The organism is Sphingomonas sp. 67-41 (assembly GCF_001899725.1).
Lineage (GTDB): Bacteria > Pseudomonadota > Alphaproteobacteria > Sphingomonadales > Sphingomonadaceae > Sphingomonas > Sphingomonas leidyi.
The window spans coordinates 32,245-51,559 of sequence record NZ_MKWJ01000016.1 but is presented as its reverse complement, the minus strand read 5'-3'; the positions used below and the strand labels follow the sequence as shown (position 1 = coordinate 51,559).

Annotated in this window: 12 protein-coding genes; 7 read left to right on the top strand and 5 right to left on the bottom strand. The window is 68.6% G+C overall.

Features of this window, described 5'->3' with window-relative positions; translation table 11 throughout:
* Positions 1-46: 46 nt before the first annotated feature.
* On the top strand, positions 47-1,270 hold the full coding sequence (locus BGP17_RS08530) for an MFS transporter (protein ID WP_286711677.1): 1,224 nt from the start codon (positions 47-49) through the stop codon (positions 1,268-1,270).
* A gap of 90 nt (positions 1,271-1,360) precedes the next feature.
* Here BGP17_RS08530 and pgmB read toward each other — a convergent pair whose 3' ends face one another.
* The 4 genes from pgmB to BGP17_RS08510 all read right to left on the bottom strand — a co-directional run bounded on the left by pgmB (position 1,361) and on the right by BGP17_RS08510 (position 6,458).
* Positions 1,361-2,002 (bottom strand): beta-phosphoglucomutase, encoded by a 642-nt coding sequence (gene pgmB, locus BGP17_RS08525; protein ID WP_286711676.1) that lies wholly within the window; start codon positions 2,000-2,002, stop codon positions 1,361-1,363.
* On the bottom strand, positions 1,999-4,221 hold the full coding sequence (locus tag BGP17_RS08520) for a glycoside hydrolase family 65 protein (protein ID WP_286711675.1): 2,223 nt from the start codon (positions 4,219-4,221) through the stop codon (positions 1,999-2,001). Before BGP17_RS08520 ends, pgmB begins: the two co-directional genes overlap by 4 nt.
* Before the next feature lie 69 nt (positions 4,222-4,290).
* On the bottom strand, positions 4,291-5,325 hold the full coding sequence (locus BGP17_RS08515) for a LacI family DNA-binding transcriptional regulator (protein WP_286711674.1): 1,035 nt from the start codon (positions 5,323-5,325) through the stop codon (positions 4,291-4,293).
* Positions 5,326-5,435: 110 nt separating this feature from the next.
* Entirely contained in the window at positions 5,436-6,458 is a 1,023-nt protein-coding gene (locus BGP17_RS08510; protein WP_167300967.1) for a LacI family DNA-binding transcriptional regulator, read from the bottom strand.
* A gap of 213 nt (positions 6,459-6,671) precedes the next feature.
* On the opposite strand from BGP17_RS08510, the gene BGP17_RS08505 reads away from it, so the two are divergent.
* The 6 genes from BGP17_RS08505 (at position 6,672) to BGP17_RS08480 (ending at position 18,127) form a co-directional block, all read left to right on the top strand.
* On the top strand, positions 6,672-9,482 hold the full coding sequence (locus BGP17_RS08505; RefSeq protein WP_380926312.1) for a TonB-dependent receptor: 2,811 nt from the start codon (positions 6,672-6,674) through the stop codon (positions 9,480-9,482).
* A gap of 56 nt (positions 9,483-9,538) precedes the next feature.
* Positions 9,539-11,044 (top strand): tryptophan halogenase family protein, encoded by a 1,506-nt coding sequence (locus BGP17_RS08500; RefSeq protein WP_286711672.1) that lies wholly within the window; start codon positions 9,539-9,541, stop codon positions 11,042-11,044.
* 104 nt (positions 11,045-11,148) lie between these two features.
* A complete protein-coding gene (locus BGP17_RS08495; protein ID WP_286711698.1) occupies positions 11,149-12,954 on the top strand; it encodes an alpha-amylase family glycosyl hydrolase in 1,806 nt (601 codons plus the stop codon).
* Positions 12,951-14,570 (top strand): alpha-amylase family glycosyl hydrolase, encoded by a 1,620-nt coding sequence (locus BGP17_RS08490; protein WP_286711671.1) that lies wholly within the window; start codon positions 12,951-12,953, stop codon positions 14,568-14,570. Before BGP17_RS08495 ends, BGP17_RS08490 begins: the two co-directional genes overlap by 4 nt.
* Positions 14,571-14,579: 9 nt before the next feature.
* On the top strand, positions 14,580-16,664 hold the full coding sequence (locus tag BGP17_RS08485) for a glycoside hydrolase family 97 protein (RefSeq protein WP_286711670.1): 2,085 nt from the start codon (positions 14,580-14,582) through the stop codon (positions 16,662-16,664).
* On the top strand, positions 16,661-18,127 hold the full coding sequence (locus tag BGP17_RS08480) for an MFS transporter (protein WP_286711669.1): 1,467 nt from the start codon (positions 16,661-16,663) through the stop codon (positions 18,125-18,127). The genes BGP17_RS08485 and BGP17_RS08480 overlap by 4 nt, the downstream gene beginning before the upstream one ends.
* Here BGP17_RS08480 and BGP17_RS08475 read toward each other — a convergent pair.
* On the bottom strand, positions 18,124-19,308 hold the full coding sequence (locus tag BGP17_RS08475) for an MFS transporter (protein ID WP_286711668.1): 1,185 nt from the start codon (positions 19,306-19,308) through the stop codon (positions 18,124-18,126). The two genes, BGP17_RS08480 and BGP17_RS08475, sit on opposite strands and share 4 nt — an antisense overlap.
* Positions 19,309-19,315 lie beyond the last annotated feature (7 nt).

The window sequence follows — 19,315 nt, the reverse complement described above, 5'->3', positions numbered from 1 at the left end:
TGATCTGCTTCGCTGCCAGGCGACAGAGAAACGGGAGAGGTCACGGATGAAGCGCGCAGCCTGGGCGGTACCCGCCCTGATCACCAGCTACGCCCTGCTCGGGCTGCTGATGAACAGCGTCGGCACGGTGATCCTCCAGTCGATCGCGCATTATGGCGTCACCAAGCCGCAGGCGGCGACGCTCGAGGCGTGCAAGGACCTGTCGGTGGTCGTTGCCTCCTTCCTCTTCGCCACCGCGCTGCCGCGCTTCGGCTTCCGGCGCGCGCAGATCGGCGTGATGCTTGCGGTCGCCGCCGGGGCGCTCGCCATTTCGTTCGCGAACAGTTTCTGGGCGATGCAGCTGTTCTTCGTGCTCGTCGGCCTGTGCTTCGGCATCGCCAAGGTGGCGACCTACAGCTCGATCGGCCTGGTCCGCCCCGATCCGGCGCGCCACGCCAGCCTGACCTCGCTGATCGAGGGCGTGTTCATGGTCGGCATCCTCGCCGGCATCTGGCTGTTCGGCTGGTTCATCGGCCAGGACACGACCGGCCAGGGCTGGCTGGGCGTCTACCGGGTGGTGGCGGTGCTCGCGCTGGCGACGGCGGTGCTCTGGTGGTTCGCCGATCTCGACGAGGGGGCGGCGAAGGCCGTGGAGGGGCAGCCGGCCACCGGCTATCGCGACGCGCTGGCGCTGCTTGCCTTGCCCTCCACCATCGCCTTCCTCGCCGCGATCTTCCTCTATGTGCTGATCGAGCAGGGCGTCGGCACCTGGCTGCCGACCTTCAACAACCAGGTGCTGCATCTGCCCGGTGCGATGAGCGTGCAGGCGTCGAGCATCTTCATCGCCGCGCTGGCGGTGGGGCGGCTGAGCGCCAGCGGGCTGGTCGCGCGGCTGGGATGGCTCAGGCTGCTGCTCGGCTGCCTCGCGCTGATCGCAGCCCTGGTGATGCTCACCCTGCCGACCACCCAGGGGCTCCACCCGCGCGCGAACATGGGCTGGTTCGACGCGCCGGTGGCCGCCTACATCTTCCCGCTGATCGGGGTGTTCATGGCGCCGATCTATCCGATCGTATCGTCGGTGGTGCTGAGCGCGCTGCCCCGCGAGCGGCATGCGGCGATGGTGGGCCTGATGGTGATCTTCTCGGCGCTGGGCGGCACGATCGGATCGTTCATCACCGGCTTCACCTTCGATCGCTTCTCGGGCCAGACGGCATTCTACCTGGTGCTGGTGCCGCTGGTGCTGATCGCGCTGGCGCTGGTGCGGCTGGAGCGGCTGACGCGCAAGGCCTGAAAGATGGTTCCCCGGTGCGGCCATTGGGTGCCGGCACCGGGGAACTAGGTCCGTCATCCCAAATGGGGGAAGGATGACGGGAGGGAGCGGTCAGGCCGAATAGGCGGCCAGATCGAAATCGCGGATCGCCGGGATGATCCAGTCGACATCGGGCAGGGCGGCGCGGGTGCCGACGCCGAGCGCCTTCATGCCGGCGGCATGGATCGCCTGGACCCCGGCAGGGGCATCCTCGACCCCCAGCATCGCGGCGGGATCGACGCCCAGCACGGCGGCGGCGGCGAGGAAGATGTCCGGCGCCGGCTTGCCGGCGGCGAGGCTGGCGGGATCGATCACTGCGTCGAACAGGTCCGCCACCTGCATCCGCGCGATCAGCAGCGGCGCATTGCGGCTGGCCGAGGCGAGGGCGATGCCGAGCCCGGCCGCACGGCACTGCTCGAGCGCGGCGCGGGCGCCGGGGAACAGGTCGGCGGGGCCGAAATGTGCGATTTCCTCGAGATACCAGTCGTTCTTCCGGGCGGCGAGGCGCTGGCGCTCGGTCAGGTCATAGGCCGGCCGGTCGCCGAGGATCAGCGCCAGGCTGCCCATCCGGTCGACGCCCTTCAGCGCCTCGTTCCTTTCCTCGTCGAACGGAATGCCGAGGCTGTCGGCAAGCTTCTTCCAGGCGCGGTAATGCGCGCGCGCCGTGTCGGTCAGCACACCGTCCAGGTCGAAGGCGACGCCCTTCAGGGTCATGCGGCCAGCGCTCCGGTCCAGCTCTCGCCGGGGGCGAGGCGAATCTCGCCGTCATGATGCCCGATCGTGATCCCCGGGCCCGAGACGGCGCGATAGGTGATCCGATCGCCCGCCACTTCGACCCGCACCAGCGTGCCGCGCCAGACGAGGCCGAAGCCATAGCCCTGCCAGGCCGCCGGGCGGGTGGGGCGGAAGCGCAGGGCCGGCCCCTGGGGGCGGAAGCCCGCAAAGCCCCAGACCAGCGCCAGCCAGGAACCCGCCAGCGCCGCCATGTGGACGCCGTGCCCGGTATTGCCATGGCGATCGTCGATATCGACCAGGCTGGTCTCCGCGAAGAAGCGCATGGCCTGCGCCTCGTGCCCGACTTCGCTCGCCAGGATCGCGAAGGTGGAAGCGGAGAGCGTCGAATCATGCGTGGTGATCGGCTCGTAATGGTCGAACACGCGGCGCTTGCGCTCCAGCGAGACATCCTCGCCGCCCAGCACCATCGCGAGCACCAGATCGGCCTGTTTCGAGACCTGATGCCGGTAGAGCGTCATGGGGTGATAGTGGAGCAGCAACGGGAATTCGGAGGCGGGCGTTCCGGCCAGGTCCCAGCGCGGCTTGTCGAGGAAGCTCGCATCCTGCGCGTCGAGTTCGCGCGCTGCGTCCCAGGGCAGGTGCATCGCATCGGCGACGCGGCCGAATTCGGCGAGCTCGTCCGCATCCAGCGCCATCTCGGCGGCCAGGCCGGCCCAGGCCCGGGGCGCCAGCGCGGCGACGCGCGCGGCGGCGGAGACGGCGAGGCGCAGATGCTTCTGTGCCATCCGGTTGGTGTACCAGTTATCGTCGACCAGCGCGGTATACTCGTCCGGCCCGGTCACGCCGCGCAAGTGGAAGCGGCCGTCCGCCCAATCGCCCAGCGTCACCCAGATGCGCGCGGTCTCCACCAGCATGCGCGCACCATGCTCGACCAGAAAGCCCTCGTCGCCGGTCGCGTCGACATAGGCGCCGATCGCGAAGGCGATGGCCGAGTTGATGTGATATTGCGCCGATCCGCTCGGATAATGGGCGGAGCATTCGCGGCCCTCGATCGTGCGCCAGGCATAGAGCGCGCCCTTGCGGTGATCGAGCGCGCGGGCGTTGGCGAAGGCGGCATCGAGCGTGCCGGCGCGGTAGACGAGCATCGCCCGGGCGATGTCGGGCGCGAGCACCGAGAGCACCGGCAGCATGAACGCTTCGGTGTCCCAGAAATAATGGCCCTCATAGCCCTCGCCGGTCAGGCCCTTGGCCGCGGCGCTCGAACGGCCGTCGCGCCCGGCCGAGGCGAAGAGGTGGAACAGGTTGGCGCGCAGGGTCGCAGCCAGGCGCGGCTCGCCGGCAATGGCGAGGTCGGCGGCGGCCCAGAAGCGCTCGAGCAGCGCATGCTGCGCGGCCGCGGCGGCTTCGAAGCCGGCGGCGAGCGCAGTGTCGGCGAGCGTGGTGGCCCGTTCGGCCAGCGCGCCCGAGGCATCGCGGCCAGTGGCGAAACCGGTAGCCGCCAGCAGCCAGCCGGCGTCTTCGCGAGTGCGCTGCACGGCGGCGACGGCGATGCCGCTGCCGGGCAGGCGCTCGACGACGATGTCCTGCTCCGCCTGCTCGGTCTCGAAGCCTCGCGAGGCGAGGTTCACGCCGATGCGCGGATCGTCGGACTGGGCGGCGCCGCTGGGGGCGGGGGCGAGGCGGGGATGCAGCGTGACGCTGCCCGCGCCTTCGATCTCGGCCTGGAGCCGGCGGACCAGCAGCGTGCTGCCGTCGAGCGGCACGATCCGCTCGGTGCGGATGCGCAGCAGCCGGCCGTCCGACAAGGACCAGCGCGTCTCGCGGCGGAGCATGCCGGCGCGCAGGTCGAGCGTGCGCCGCGTCGCCGAACGCAGGGTCGTGAAATCGATTGCTTCGCCGTCGACCCGCACGTCGATGCCCAGGGATTCGGCAACGGGTACGCGCGAATCGGAGTTGGCGGCGAAGCCCTTGAGCTTCTCATGATAGTGGATCGGCGCCTGTTCATAGGCATGGGCCAGGAAAGTGGTGGCCTGGGCGCGCTCCTCGATCGCTCCGCGCACGCCGATCGCGCCGTTGGAGAGGGCGAGAATCGTCGCGGCCCAGCCCTCGCGGGCCGAGTCGTCGCCGATCACGTCCAGCGACCAACCGTCCTCCGCGAAGAGCACACCATCTTCCGCGCCGTTCAATGTCCGAGCCAACACCCGCTCCCCAACTCTTATGAAAAGTTGCGTTACAGGCTCTTTGATATCGTTTTCAAGAACAAAGGATCAGGTATCGCGCACGACGATCTCGGTGGGGAGCGTGGTGGAGCGCGCGCGGCCGCCATCGACCTGCTGCATCAGCTTCTCGACGAGCAGCGCGCCGGCCACGTCGGTCTTCTGGTTGATCGTGGTGATCGCCGGGCTGAAATGCGCGGCGGGCGGGATGTTGTTGTAGCCGACCAGCGAATAGTCGCGCGGTGCGGCCAGGCCACGCTCCTTGAACGCGCCGGTCACGGCCATGGCGGCGGTGTCCGAAAAGGCGAATACCGCATCGGGCTGGCGGCCGGCGGCGAGATAGGCAGTGACGGTGTCGGCAGTGGCGTGGAACGCCATCGAGGCGATCGGCAGGAAATCGACGGTCACGTCGACCTGATCCTTGGCGGCCGCGCACAGCCCCGCATAGCGCAGCCGCAGCTCCTCGTGGCGGATGTCGCCGACGAACAGCCAGTGCCTGCGTCCGGCACGCAGGAAATGGCGCCCGGCCAGTTCCCCGCCCAGGAAATTGTCGCTGCCGACCGAGCAATAGCCGGCGTCCGGCGCGACCGCGCCCCAGACCACCAGCGGCACTTCGCTGCGGCCGAGCTCGCGCAGCATCGTGTCGCGCGTGCCCTGGCCGAGCACGATGAACCCGTCGGCGCCGCGGGCCTGGTAGAAATCGCGAAAGGCGCGGACGTCCTCGAGCCCCGGCGGGGAAAGGAGCAGGTCCTGGTTGCGGATGGACAGTGCCTCGGAAACGCCGGCGAGCAGCTCGAAGATGAAGGGATCGCCGATCGCGCCGTGTCGGTGCGAGCCGAAATCGAGCATCACCGCCACGGTGTTGGTGCGCGTGTGCCGCAGCTTGGCGGCGTTGCGGTTGACGGCATAGCCGTGCTGGCGCGCCACTTCCATCACCCGCTCGCGCGTTTCCTCGGTCACCAGCGGGCTGCCGTTGAGCACGCGCGACACGGTGGGCGTGGAAACCTGGGCCAGGCGCGCGATGTCCTGCATCGTGAGTCGGGCGCCCGCCTTGCCGGGCCGCTCCTTGGCGGTCTTCTTCGTCATCGCCCGCTTTATGGGCGCACAATCGCGGTACAGTAAACCGCGAGGTTGCGCGGCGGCGGGGGCAATGTGCGAATGCGGTGGCGGCACCGCCGGCTTGCCGGAATTCGCGCCTAGCTCGTTCGCCGCACCACCAGCCGGGGCGGGAGCAGCCGCATCTCGGAAGAATGGTTGCCGATCTCGCCGATCAGCGTGTCGACCAGCATCTCGCCCGCGGCATTGTAATCCTGCGCGATGGTGGTGAGCGGGGGATGGGTGAGGCTGGCGGCGGGGATATCGTCGAAGCCCACCACCGATATGTCGCCGGGCACCGACTTGCCCGCTTCCTGCAGTGCCCGCAGCGCACCCATCGCGATCAGGTCCGATGCAGCGAAGATCGCGTCGAAGGGCAGCTGGTTGGCGAGCAGCTGGCGCGTAGCCGCGAATCCCGATTCCTCGATCGACAGCGCGCCGGTCTGCAGGCGCGGATCGGGCTCGATCCCGGCTTCGAGCTGGATGTCGCAAAAGCCGTGATAGCGGTCGCGGAATTCGGGATAGTGGCTGGTCGCCTCGCCGATGAACGCCAGCCGGCGGCGGCCCTGGGCGAGGAGGTGCGCGGCGGCGAGCCGGCCGCCCAGCATGTTGTCGCAGCCGATCGTGGTGCCGAGCCCGTCCAGCTCCACCGAACCCCAGCGCACGAAATGCGTGCCCTGGCGGACCAGGTCCTGCAGGCGGGCGCGGTACAGCTCGTAATCGCCATAGCCGAGCAGGATCAGCCCGTCGGCCTTGCGCGCGTCCTCATAATCCTTGTGCCAGTTGGACGAGAGCTGCTGGAACGACGTGAGCAGGTCGTAGCCCCGCTTGGCGCAGGTGCGCAGGATCGAACCGAGCATCGCCAGGAAGAAGGGGTTGATCGCGGTGCCGTCGGGCAGCGGATCCTCGAAGAAGAGCAGGGCGAGCGTGCTGCTCTGGCCGCGGCGCAGCGACGATGCGTTCTTGTCGACCTTGTAGCCGAGCTGCGCCGCGATCGCCTCGATCCGCTTGCGCGTGCCTTCGTTCACGGTGGGATCGCCGCGCAGGGCACGGCTCACCGTCGGCTGCGAGACTCCCGCCAATGCCGCGATGTCGAACGATGTCGGCTTGTCCGGCGAGGCCATGCCGCTCCCTGCTCCCCAGCCGCGCAATTGTTGCGCGCTTGTTGCAACTACCCTGCCCGGGCCGGAATCGGAAGCAGGGCTGAATACGTATGCGCTTGCCTTCACTTGTCGGCCGCATGCGGCGAATTGGGGGAGGCTTAGAAAAACCGTCGCCAGTGAAGGCGGCGAGGATATTTGGGGAGGAAGACGATGGCTCTGTCCAATCACGCCGAGATGCTGCGCGCCCGTTCGGCGCTTTCGCTGGGAACGAGCAGCCGCGCGCTCGCCGCCGCGCTGCTGCTGCTGGGCGCGACCCCGGCCTTTGCCCAAGACACGACGCCCGCACCGGCGCCCGCCGACCAGCCGGAGGAGGGCAATCTGGTCGTCACCGGCATCCGCGCCTCGCTGACTTCGTCGGCAAACATCAAGCGCAACAACGTGACGATCGTCGACTCGGTCTCGTCCGAGGATATCGGCAAGCTGCCCGACGTCTCGATCGCCGACTCGCTGGCGCGCATCCCCGGCGTCACCGCCCAGCGCCTGGAAGGGCGCGACCAGCGCCTGTCGATCCGCGGCCTGGGCCCGGACTTCTCGACCACGCTGCTGAACGGCCGCGAGCAGGTCACCGTCGGCGACAATCGTGGCGTGGAATATGATCAATATCCGTCGGAATTCTTCAAGAACGTCAACGTCTACAAGTCGGCCGACGCCTCGCTGATCGCGGCGGGCATCTCCGGTACGGTCGACCTGCGGATGCTGCGCCCGCTCGACCAGAAGAGAGACACGTTCGTCGTCTCGCTGCGCGGCCAGATGAACGAGAAGGACAAGCTCAATCCCGACGGCACCCGCTATGGCTACAAGGCATCCGCCACCTATGTCGGCAAGTTCGCCGGCGACACGCTCGGCATCGCGCTGGGCGTATCGGCGCAGAACACGCCGACCCAGATCGAGCGCTACGCGGCCTGGGGCTTCCCGACCGAGCCGGCCGCCGGCGGCAACCTCTTCCTCGGTGGCGCCAAGCCCTATGTCCAGTCGAACCTGCTGAAGCGCTATGGCGGCGTCGCCACCATCGAATGGGCACCGAGCGAGAATTTCCACTCGACCTTCGATGCGCTCTATTCGAACTTCAAGGAAACCCAGCACCTGCGCGGCATCGAGTTCGGCGTCGCGCCGGCCTGGGGTTCGGGCGGCGTGATCGCGCCGGGCTATACGGTGCGGGACGGGCTGGTCACCGACGCGACGATCAGCAACCTCGTCGCCGTCCAGCGCAACGACCTCAACGAGCGCAAGGCCGAGAACATCTCGCTGGGGTGGAACAACGACCTGAAGCTCAGCGACACTATCCATCTCAACGTGGATGCCAGCTGGAGCCGCGCCACCCGCACGGACTTCCTGCTCGAGACCTATTCGGGCACCGGCTATAATTCGAGCGGCGCCAAGGACACGATCAGGATCCACCAGAATGGCGATGGCACCTATGACATCGTGCCGACGATCGACTATTCGAATACCAGCGTCATCCGCCTGACCGATCCGCGCGGCTGGGGCTATAACGGCACCACCGCGGTGGTGCAGGCCGGCTTCCTCAACCGGCCCGATTTCGTCGACGACCTCAAGGCGCTGCGCGCCAGCCTGAAGGGCGAGATCGGCGGCAGCGTGCTGAGCGCCTGGGAAGTGGGCGGCAATTTCAGCCGCCGCAAGAAGGAAAGCAACTACACCAGCTACTTCCTCTGCCCCAAGGGCGGCGGCACCAACTGCACCGTCGCCAGCGGCACGCCGACCAGCCTCGCGGTGCCGAACGACGTGCTGCTCGGCAAGACGGTGAGCCTCGACTATCTGGGCGTGCCCAGGATGCTGACCGTCGATCCGATGAAGGTCTATGGCCTGCTCAACTCGGTGTACGACAACCGGCCGGATTCGCTGGTGCGCGACAATGTCGTCAGCGAGGATGTGTGGACCGGCTATGCCAAGCTGACCGTGGACGGCACGGTGGGGGGCAAGCCGCTCAAGGGCTCGCTCGGCGTGCAGGTGATCCACACCAAGCAGCAATCGGCGGGCCAGATCGCGGCGCTGGTGGGCGGCGTGGTGACGATCTCGCAGGTGGCGGGTTCGGAGAGCTACACCAATGTCCTGCCCTCCGCTTCGTTCAGCCTCGAGCTGGAGCCCAGCTTCTACATCAAGCTCGGCGCTGCGCAGACCATGGTGCGCCCGCGCCTCGACCAGGAGCGCATCACCCAGGCCGTGTCGATCGACCTCTCGAAGATCGGCCTGGGCAGCCAGCCGCAGAACAGCCCGTTCAGCTCGAACGGCGGCAATTTCCGCCTGCGTCCCTATCAGTCGACCAACATCGACATCTCGTTCGAGAAGTATCTGGGCAATGGCGGCGGCTATCTGGCGCTGACCGGCTTCTTCAAGCACCTGACCGACTTCGTCGATCCGAACAATTCGGTGCTCTACGACTTCTCGCCGCTGCTCTCGGCGCTCACGCCGGCACAGCGTGCGATCGTGGTGGCGCAGAATGCGCATATCGGCCTGGTCAGCTCGCCCAAGAACACCGGACGCGGCGACATATTGGGCGTGGAGGCCACCGCCTCGCTGCCCTTCACCGTCTTCAGCCAGGCGCTGGACGGCTTCGGTATCTTCGCCACCGGCACCTATGTCGACAGCAAGATCCGCTACGCCAACAACGTCACGCCGATCACGCTGCCGGGCCAGTCGAAATGGGTCGCCACCGGCACCGCCTATTTCGAGAAGAACGGCTTCCAGGCGCGTGCCACCTATCGCTGGCGCGACAGCTTCCTGGCCGAGCTGGCCGGCCTCTCGGCCAATCCCGAATATCGCCTGGGCCGCCCGGAAGGCGTGCTCGACGCGCAGATCGGCTATGAGTTCCGCAGCGGGCCGCTGAGCGGACTCTCGATCCTCGCCCAGGCGAAGAACCTGACCGACCAGCCCTTCGTCACCACCGAGGCGAGCGACCCACGCCTGGTGCGCGAATATCAGCGTTACGGCCGCGACTATTATATCGGCATCACGTACAAGTTCTGACGCGTGGAAATGCGGCCCGGCACCGCGCCGGGCCGCCTGTTTATCGAGGGGCAGACGTGCAGAGTGAGCAGCCGATCCGGATCGTGATCGCCGGCGGCGGCACCGCGGGCTGGATGGCCGCGGCCGCGTTCGCCCGGTTCCTCGGCCCCGGTTTCCGGATCACCCTGGTCGAATCGGAAGAGATCGGCACGATCGGCGTGGGCGAGGCGACGATCCCGCAGATCCGCCTGTTCAATGCCGGCCTGGGCATCGACGAGGACGCGTTCATGGCCGCCACCCAGGCCAGCTTCAAGCTCGGCATCGAGTTCGTCGGCTGGACGAAGGGCGGGCGCTACATGCACGCGTTCGGCGATGTCGGCCGCGCGAACGGGCTGCTCGCCTTCCAGCACAGCTGGCTGCGCGGGCTGGCCGAAGGCGTCGCCCGGCCGCTCGCCGCCTATTCGCTCAACAATGTGGCGGCGCTGGCGAACCGGATGCAGCGCGGGCCGGCGCGTACGGCGAAGCTGTTGCCCGAAATGCCCTATGCCTTCCATTTCGATGCGGGCCTCTATGCCCGCTTCCTGCGTGGCCTGGCCGAGAGCGGCGGCGTCACGCGGGTGGAGGGCCGGATCGTCGCGGTCGCGCGCGACGGGGAGAGCGGCGACGTCAGCGCCCTCGAGCTGGAGGGCGAGCGCGAGGTGGCGGGCGACCTGTTCCTCGACTGCACCGGTTTCCGCGCCCTGCTGATCGGCGAGGCGCTGGGCACGGGGTTCGAGGGGTGGAGCGACCTGCTCCCCTGCGACCGCGCCATTGCCGTGCCCTCCGCGCGCGCGCGGGACTTCACCCCCTATACCCGCGCCACCGCGCACGCTGCCGGCTGGCAATGGCGCATCCCGCTCCAGCACCGTACCGGCAACGGCCTGGTCTATGCGAGCGCGCATCTTTCGGACGACGAGGCCGCGGCGCGGCTGCTCGCCGGCCTGGACGAACCGGCGCTCGCCGATCCCCGGCCGCTGCGCTTCGCCGCGGGCAAGCGGCGCGGCTTCTGGAAGCACAATGTGATCGCGCTCGGCCTGGCGAGCGGCTTCCTCGAGCCGCTCGAATCGACCAGCATCCACATGATCCAGTCGGCGATCGAGCGGATCCTGAGCCTGCTTCCCGGCCGGCAGACCTCCCCGGCGCAGCGCGAGGAATATGATCGCCAGACGCATCTGGAATATGACCGCATCCGCGACTTCCTGGTGCTGCACTATTGGGCGAACGATCGCGACGAGCCCTTCTGGGCGGAGCGGCGCGCGGCGGCGCTGCCGGCCTGCCTTCGCCACAAGGTCGCGCTGTGGCGCGCCTCCGGCCGGATCGTGCGCGGCGAGGCGGACCTGTTCAGCGAAGTCGCCTGGCTGCAGGTGCTGGCCGGGCAGGGGATCGCCGCCGCCGCCCACCATCCGCTCGCCGATGCGCCGCCGCGCGAGCACATCGCGGAGTATCTCGGATTGATCGAATTGCTGAACGCCCGCGAAGCCGGCCAGATGTCGGACCACGCGGCCTATGTGGCGCAGCATTGCGCGGGAGCGGCGGCGGCATGAAGATCCGCTGGCGCAATATTCGGCGAATTTGTTCCCCGGCGAAGGTCGGGCCCCAGTTGCCACGTCGTTCGATAGAGAAGACCGCGTCTCCAGCTGCGCCGAAACTGGGCCCCGGCCTTCGCCGGGGAACTGTTCTCGCGCTTGCGCTCCAGGCTGCGGCCCCCGCCGCCGCGCAGGACTTCCGCGCGCGCCTGCCGCAGGACGAAGTGATCTATTTCGTCCTGCCCGATCGCTTCGCCAACGGAGATCCGGCCAATGATCGCGGCGGCCTGTCCGGCGATCGCGGCACCACCGGCTTCGATCCCGCCGACGCGCGCTATTATCATGGCGGCGACCTGAAGGGGCTGGCGGCGAAGCTGCCCTATCTCCAGGCACTCGGCATCACGGCGATCTGGGTCGCGCCGATCTTCGTGAACAAGCCCGTCCAGGGCGGGCCGGGCCAGCAGAGCGCGGGCTATCACGGTTATTGGATCACCGACTTCACCCATGTCGATCCGCATTTCGGCACCGATGCGGCGTTCAAGGCGCTGGTCGACGCCGCGCATGCCCGCGGCATGAAGGTCTATATGGACATCGTTGCCAACCATACGGCCGATGTGATCCAGTATCGCGAGTGCGTGGGCGCGAGCGCCTGCCCCTATCGCGGCCGGGCGGACTATCCCTATCAGCGCCGCGGCGGCGTGCACGGCGCACCGATCAATCCGGGCTTCGCGGGCGACGCAGTCCAGACGGCGGAGAATTTCGCGAAGCTGACCGATCCGGGCTATGCCTATACGCCCTTCGTTCCCGAAGCGGAGCGGGCGGCCAAGCATCCCGCCTGGCTCAACGACCCCATTCACTATCACAATCGCGGAGACTCGACCTTCGCCGGCGAGAGCTCGACGATGGGCGATTTCGTCGGCCTCGACGATCTGATGACCGAGGATCCGCGCGTGCTCGCCGGCATGATCGACATCTATGGCAGCTGGATCGACCGGTTCGGCGTCGACGGCTTCCGCATCGACACCGCCCGCCACGTGAACCCCGAATTCTGGCAGGGCTTCGTTCCCGCGATGCTGGCGCGGGCCAAGGCCCGGGGAATCCCCAATTTCCACATCTTCGGCGAAGTTGCGGATCCCGCTGCCCAGGCCGCGCACACGATCGCCGCGAAGCTGCCCTCGGTGCTCGACTTCGCCTTCCGTCAGGCGCTGCTCGACGGCGTTGCCGGGACGAAGGGCACCGACGTGTTCGAGAAGCTGTTCGACGACGACGTGCTCTATGCCCGCGGCTTCGATACCGCGATCACGCTGCCCACCTTCAGCGGCAACCACGACAATGGCCGCTTCGCCTGGTTCGTCCGCAAGGCCTTTCCCCAGGCGAGCGAGGCGGAAGTGCTGCGGCGCGTGCTGCTCTCCAACGCGCTGCTGCTCACGCTGCGCGGGGTGCCGACCATCTATGCCGGCGACGAACAGGGCTTTGCCGGCGGCGCGAACGACGTCGATGCGCGCGAGGATCAGTTCGGCAGCAAGGTCGCGCAATATACCGCGCGCAAGCTGGTCGGCAGCGATGCGAGCATCGCCACGCCGCGCTTCGACGAGGCGCATCCGATCTTCCGCGAGATCGCCGCCCTGGCGCGCGTCCGCACCGCCACGCCGGCGCTCACTCGCGGACGGCAATTGCTGCGCGCTCGCGAGGACAAGCCGGGGTTGCTCGCCTTCTCGCGCTTCGATCCCGTCACCGGCGCCGAAGTGCTGCTCGCCTTCAATACCTCCACCGAGCCGCTGACCCGGCAGGTCCAGGTCGAGACGCGATCCCTCCGTTTTCATCCGCTAGCCGGAAGCTGCGCCGCCACGGCCAGCGCTCCCGGCTCCCTTTCCATCACCCTGCCGCCGCTCGGATATGCGGTGTGCGCGGCGGAGACGAACCAGTGAACCAGCTTGCCGCGAAAGCGGAGACCCGGAATGCGCAGCCCTGGTGGCGCGGCGCGGCCATCTACCAGATCTATCCCCGCAGCTTCTTCGATTCGAACGGCGACGGCATCGGCGACCTGCCGGGCATCACCGCGCGGCTCGATCACATTGCCGGCCTGGGCGTCGATGCGGTCTGGCTGTCGCCCTTCTTCAAGTCGCCCATGGCCGATTTCGGCTATGACGTCGCCGATTATCGCGACGTCGATCCGATCTTCGGCACGCTCGCCGACTTCGACGCGCTGATCGCCCGCGCACATGCGCTGGGGCTGCGCGTGCTGATCGACCAGGTCTGGGCGCACACGTCGGATCAGCATGCCTGGTTCATCGAGAGCCGGGCCAGCCGCGCCAATCCCAAGGCCGACTGGTATGTCTGGCACGACGCGAAGCCGGAAGGCTCGCCGCCCACCAACTGGCAGTCGGTCTTTGGCGGCCCGGCCTGGACCTGGGACGCGCGGCGCGGCCAATATTACATGCACAATTTCCTGAAGGAACAGCCGCAGCTCAACTGCCATCATCCCGAAGTGCAGGCGGAGCTGCTGGCGATCACGCGCTTCTGGCTGGATCGCGGTGTGGACGGGTTCCGCATCGATGCGATCAACTTCTCGATGCACGATCCCGAATTCCGCGACAATCCGCCGGCCCCGGACGACGGCACGCCGCGCACGCGCCCGTTCGATTTCCAGCTCCACATCTACAATCAGAGCCATGCCGACATTCCCGGCTTTCTCGAGCGGCTGCGCGGGGTGTTCGACGAATATCCCGATCGATTCACCGTCGCCGAAGTGGGCGGTGCGGATGCGGATCGCGAGATGAAGCTGTTCACCGCGGGCGGCAACCGGCTGAACACCGCCTATGGCTTCGACTTTCTCTATGCCTCCCGCCTCACTGCCGCGGGCGTGCGCGCCGCGCTGCAGAACTGGCCGGCGGGCGGCAGCTGGCCGAGCTGGGCGTTCGAGAATCACGATGCGCCGCGCGCCGTGTCGCGCTGGACCCGGCCCAAGACGGCGGACGCGTTCGCGCGGATGAAGATGCTGCTGCTCGCGGCGCTGCGCGGCAACATCTTCCTCTATTATGGCGAGGAGCTGGGGCTCGATCAGGTCGAGATCCCCTTCGAGGCGCTGCAGGACCCCGAAGCCATCGCCAACTGGCCGCGCACCCTGTCGCGCGACGGCGCGCGCACGCCGATGCCCTGGTCGTCGACGGCGCCCGAGCTTGGCTTCACCAGCGGCAGGCCCTGGCTGCCGGTCGGCCCCAACCATGAAGCGCTGGCGGTGGACGTGCAGGATGCCGACCCTGCCTCGCTGCTCGCCTGGACGCGCCGGGTGCTGGCGCTGCGCGGCGCCTCGCCGGCACTGCGCACCGGCGACATCGCCTTCCACGACGCGCCAGGCGAGCTGCTCGCGTTCGAGCGCGCGGCGGAGGGCGAGCGTCTGCTCTGCCTGTTCAACCTGGGCGATGTCGCGCAGCATTGGACGCCGGCGAACGCATCCCATTGGCGCCCGCTGCTCGCGACCGGCGGCGCCGGCGACTGGACCTTCGCACCCCATTCCGGGCTGATCGCCCGCTACGAAGCCTGAGGAGAAATCATGAAGCTCGCCCCCCTCGCGCTGGCGCTCGCCGCCTTTCCCTTCGCGGCGCCCGCGCTGGCGCAGGACGACCTGTCGCAGAAGCGGGACGGCAATGTCGTCGCCCGCGCCGCCTCGCCCGATGGCGGGATCACCGTGACGGTCAGCATCGATGGCGAGGGCCGGGCGAGCTATGCCGTGCAGCGCGCCGGCAAGCCGCTGCTCGCCGACAGCCGGCTGGGCTTCCTGTTCACCGACGCGCCCAAGCTCGACCGCAACATGGCGCTGGTCGAAGTGAAGCGCGACAAGGCCGACACCAGCTGGACCCAGCCCTTCGGCGAATGGACGACGATCCGCGACAACCACAATGAGATGACGGTGCGGCTGCGCGAGAAGGCCGATCTCGCGCGCGAGATGGACGTGACCTTCCGGATCTTCGACGACGGCGTCGGCTTCCGCTACACGCTGCCGAGCCAGCCCAACCTGAAGCATGCGAACATCGCCGACGAGCTGACCGAGTTCGCCTTTGCCGAGCCGGGCACCGCCTGGTGGAAGCCGGCCTATCTGTGGAACCGCGAGGAATATCTCTACAACAAGACGCCGCTCGACGCGGTGGGCACCGCGCAGACGGTGATGACGGTGAAGCTCGCCGGCGGCACCCATGTCGCGCTGCACGAGGCGGCATTGGTCGACTATTCGGCGATGAACCTCCAGCGGGCCGAGGGCAACACCTTCAAGGCCTCGCTGACTCCGGGGGCCGGCGCGCCCAAGGTGTCGCGCGATGCCGGCTTCTCGACGCCGTGGCGCACCATCGCCATCGCCGATGACGCGGCGGGGCTCTATGCCGCCAGCCGGATGACGCTGAACCTCAACGCGCCGAACAAGCTGGGCGACGTGTCGTGGATCAGGCCGGGCAAGTTCGTCGGCGTCTGGTGGAACATGATCAAGGGCGAATGGACCTGGTCGCGCGGGGCCAAGCACGGCGCCACCACGGCGCATGTGAAGCAATATATCGATTTCGCCGCGGCCAACCATATCCCCGGCGTGCTGGTCGAGGGCTGGAACATCGGCTGGGACGGCAACTGGTTCGGCAATGGCAACGAGATGCAGTTCGATCGGCCGACCGAGGATGTCGACGCCGCCGAGCTGGCGCGCTACGCCAAGGCCAAGGGCGTGTACCTGATCGGCCATAACGAGACCGGCGGCTCGGCCAGTCATTACGACAGCCAGCTCGACCGCGCGTTCAAATATGCCCAGGACCATGGCATCCCGGTGGTGAAGACCGGTTACGTCACCGATGCCGGCCAGATCGAGCGGGTCGATCCCGACGGCGCGCAGCACCGCGAATGGCATGAGAGCCAGTGGATGGTGAACCATCATCTCCGCGTCGTGGAGACTGCCGCGAAATATCATGTCTCGATCGACAGCCACGAGCCGGTGAAGGACACCGGCCTGCGCCGCACCTGGCCCAACTGGGTGGCGCGCGAGGGCGGGCGGGGCATGGAGTACAACGCCTGGGAAGGCGGCAAGAATCCGCCCGAGCATGAGGCGAACATGGTCTTCACCCAGCTGCTCGGCGGCCCGATGGACTTCACGCCGGGCGTGCTCAGCCTGAGCGGCTCCAACGGCTCGGCGATCCAGTCGACCATCGCCAAGCAGCTCGCCTTGTATGTCGTGCTCTATTCGCCGGTGGTGATGGCGGCCGACACGCCGGAGAACTACGCCAAATATCCGCGCGAGATGAAGTTCATCCGCGACGTGCCGACCGACTGGAGCGACACCCGCGTGCTGAACGGCGAAGTGGGCGACTATGCGACGATCGTCCGCAAGGCGAGGGGCGGCGACGACTGGTTCCTCGGCGCGGTGGGCGACGAGCAGGCGCGCAGCTCGGTGGTGACGCTCGACTTCCTCGATGCGGGCAAGACCTATGTCGCCGAGATCTATCGCGACGGCCCCGGCGCCGACTATCGCACCGAGGCCCGCCATGCGATCACGATCGAGAGCAGGCCGGTGAAGAAGGGCGACACGCTGACGATCGCGCTGGCGCCGGGCGGCGGCGAGGCGATCCGCTTCGTCGCGCCGGCCGCCAAGGCGCGCCGCCGGTGACTTCGGCCGGGGGGCGGCCGCGCCAGGGGTTCGTCGGGCTGTGGAACATCAGCTTCGGCTTCCTCGGCATCCAGATCGGCTTCGCGCTGCAGAATGCGAACATGAGCCGTGTCTTCCAGTCGCTGGGCGTCAAGATTGACGATCTGGCGCTGCTGTGGGTCGCCGCCCCGCTGACCGGGCTGCTCGTCCAGCCGGTCATCGGCCATTATTCGGACCGGACCTGGGGCCGCCTTGGCCGCCGGCGACCCTATTTCCTGGCCGGCGCGGTGCTGGCGGCGCTGGCGCTGTTCGCCATGCCCAATGCGCCGGTGCTGCTCGCCGCGGTGCTGCTGCTCTGGGTGCTCGATGCGTCGCTCAACGTCTCGATGGAGCCGTTCCGCGCATTTGTCGGCGACATGCTCGACAGGAGCCAGCACACCGCCGGCTATGCGATCCAGACGGCGTTCATCGGCGCCGGCGCGGTGATCGGATCGGCCACGCCCTGGCTGCTCGACCGGTGCGGTGTGTCCAATGTCGCGATCGGCGGCGCCTTGCCCGATACGGTGCGCTGGAGCTTCTATCTGGGCGGCGCGGCGCTGCTGCTCGCCGTGCTGTGGACCGTGTTCACCACCCGCGAATATTCGCCCGAGGAGATCGCGGCGTTCGACGGAGAGGCGGCGCCCGCCGCGCATCCGGCCCCGCCCGCCACGATCGGCGCGGGCCTGCCCTGGCTGGTCGGCGGCGCGGCGCTGGGGGCGCTGGTCTTCGCGTTGGAGCTGGAGAAGGAGCTCTATCTGCTGGCCGGCCTGCTCGCCGCCTATGGCCTCGCCCGGATGATCACCGCGGTGACCAGGGCGGGCATCCTCGGCGATCTCATGGGCGATTTCTCGGGCATGCCGCCGGTGATGAAGCGGCTCGCGCTCGTCCAGTTCTTCAGCTGGTCGGCGCTGTTCATCATGTGGATCTATACCACCCCGGTGGTGGCCCAATATGTCTTCCACGCGCCGGATACCACCGGGGCCGTGTTCAACGCGGCGGGCAACTGGGTCGGTATCCTGATGGCCGCCCAGAGCGCGGTCGCCACCCTTGCCGCGCTATTCCTGCTCCGCCCGCTCGCCGCCCGCGTCGGCAAGGTGCGCACCCATGCGATCGCGCTGGCGCTCGGCGGGCTCGGCTATGCGAGCTTTCTGGTGATCCGCGACGCCAACCTGCTGCTCGCCGCCGAGATCGGGATCGGCATCGCCTGGGCCTCGATCCTCGCCATGCCCTATGCGATCCTCGCCTCGGCGCTGCCCCAGGCGAAGCTCGGCGTGTACATGGGCCTGTTCAACGTCTTCATCGTCATCCCCCAGCTGCTCGTCGCCGCGGTGATCGGCACGGCGATGCGCCATTTCTTCCCGGGCCAGCCGATCTGGACGATGGCGATCGCGGCGGCGGTGATGGGGCTGGCGGCGCTCGCGACGCTGCGGGTGCGCGAGGCCTAGGCCCGGCGCCCCGCGAGCTGGATCGCCACAGCCACCGCCGCGAACCCGGCGCCGAGCAGTGACACCGCGCTCCAGCCGCCCAGCGCCCAGGCCCAGGTCGCAGCACCCGATCCGGTGGCGCCGCCGACGAACATCGCACCCATGAAGATGGTGTTGAGCCGCGCCCGCGCCTCGGGCCGCAGCGCATAGACGATGTGCTGGTGCGAGACGAGCGCGCCCTGCACGCCGAAATCGAGCAGGAGCACGCCGATCACCATGCCGGGGATCGAGGGCCAGAGGCCGTTGAACGCCCAGCCGGCCAGCACCGCGGCCGCGCCGAGCAGGATCACCGGGCGCGGTCCCTTCCGGTCCGCGATCCGCCCGGCGATCGGGGCAGCGAGCACGCCCACCGCACCGACCACGCCGAACAGGCCGGCCACTTCGGCGCCCAGCCCCAGGTCCGGCTGCTGCAGGCGCAGCGCCAGGATCGTCCAGAAGCCGCTGAACGCCGCGAACAGCAGCCCCTGGGTGATCGCGGCGCGGCGCAGCGCCGGGAATTCGCGCCACAGCCCGCCGAGCGAGCGGAGCAGCTGGTGGTAGCGCAGGTCCGAATCCGGGGCGCTGTGCGGCAGGGTCAGCGCCATCGCCCCGCCCGCGGCGAGCGCCAGCGGGACGCCCAGCCAGAACATCTCGCGCCAGCCCGCATGCGCCGCGACGAAGCCGGCCAGGGTGCGGCTGAGCAGGATGCCGCAAAGCAGCCCGGCCATGACCGTGCCCACCACCGCGCCGCGCCGTTCGGGCGCGGCCAGGTGCGCGGCGAGGGGCACGATCTGCTGCGCCACGGTGGCGGCGAAGCCGACCGCGACCGAGGCAGCGATCACCAGCGCGGCGCTGGGCGCGATCGCGGCGAGCATCAGTGCGCCCGCCAGCACGACGAACTGGATCGCGATCAGCCGCTTGCGCTCGACCAGGTCGCCCAGCGGCACCAGCAGGAACAGGCCCAGCGCATAGCCGATCTGGGTTGCGGTGGGCACCAGCACGGTCAGCTCGCCGGGCAGGTCGCGTTGCATCACCCCCAGCATCGGCTGGCAATAATAGATGTTGGCGACCGCGATCCCGGTGGCGGCGGCCATCGCGAAGATCAGCGGACGGCCAAGCCGGTCCGGTGCCGTGCCGGCGGCCAGGGGCAGGGGGGTGGTCATGGATGCT